Annotated in this window: 2 protein-coding genes; one reads left to right on the forward strand and one right to left on the reverse strand. The window is 35.4% G+C overall.

What is annotated here, in order from left to right; translation table 11 throughout:
• On the forward strand, positions 1-192 hold a 192-nt coding region (locus F6K22_RS41520; RefSeq protein ID WP_293111055.1), incomplete at its 5' end, for a hypothetical protein.
• A gap of 54 nt (positions 193-246) precedes the next feature.
• Here F6K22_RS41520 and F6K22_RS41525 read toward each other — a convergent pair.
• Positions 247-591 carry a hypothetical protein gene (locus F6K22_RS41525; RefSeq protein WP_293111057.1) on the reverse strand — a complete coding sequence of 115 codons (345 nt, stop codon included), beginning with the start codon at positions 589-591 and terminating at the stop codon, positions 247-249.
• Positions 592-1,024 lie beyond the last annotated feature (433 nt).

Raw genomic sequence — 1,024 nt, forward strand, 5'->3', positions numbered from 1 at the left:
CTAAAATTGTGGATAAAACCTAACCCCCCAACCCCCTTCCCTGCAAGGGAAGGGGGGGTAGTTTCTCCCCTCTCACTCATCAGGAGAGGGGTTGGGGGAGAGGTCTTCATGATGCTGAAACTTACCCACATTTTCAAGCTAGACGAGCTAGTAGGTTGGGTTTCCCTAACGCTCAATCCAAAAAAATCTTAAAGGATAAAAATGAAGAAGTAATTATTAATTATTAATTATTAATTATTAATTATTTTAATATCCTAAAGTAATTGTTTTGAATTTTGATTTAGGTGGTTCGGGTGTTCTGGTTTGAGATTTTTCTAGTTTCTTATTTGTTAATTTATTCATGCTAGGTTTATGAGATTTAATTGGTTGCCGAGATTGACTTTTTAGCTCTTTATTTGTTTCTTCATCCAGAACAGCAAGACGTTCTTTTATTTGATTACATCGCCTTTCTAAATTTTGTAATTCTTTTTGTAAACGTTCTTTTTCCACAACATTTTTATATACTGTTAAATATGTAGTTGCTTCCGAACGTTGGCGAGGCATACTGCTAAGTTTGGGCGGAATTTTTCCACGTTTGGCTGAACGGTGCATAGTTAATAAATTAGTTAATTAGGGTTTGCTGAAAAAGTCTTATGGGTGAGGGGAGGAGACAGGAGACAGGAGACAGGAGACAGGAGAAATGGGGAATTTAGAGGAGACAGGAGGAAGAATCATCCCTTGATTTTTCTGCCATAGTCAACCTAAAATTATCACTTTTTGAGCTTTTTAGAACGAAAACCTTGTACTTTTTCAAGACCTAAAAAGGCTAAAACTTTTATCTGTCAATGTTTTTAGATTTAATCAGCAAGCCCTAATTAGTTATTTATAGCTAAGAAAGAATTGGTTAGGACATAGACTGATGATGAATCTTAGACTAGGAAATGTTTTCCCAACTATTCCCTATTCCCTATTCCCTATTCCCTAAAATAAATAATTAGCTGCTCCTTTAATTTGTTCCATAGGTTCAATTGAACGAGGTAACATT

This window comes from Okeania sp. SIO2F4, from assembly GCF_010672385.1.
Lineage (GTDB): Bacteria > Cyanobacteriota > Cyanobacteriia > Cyanobacteriales > Microcoleaceae > Trichodesmium.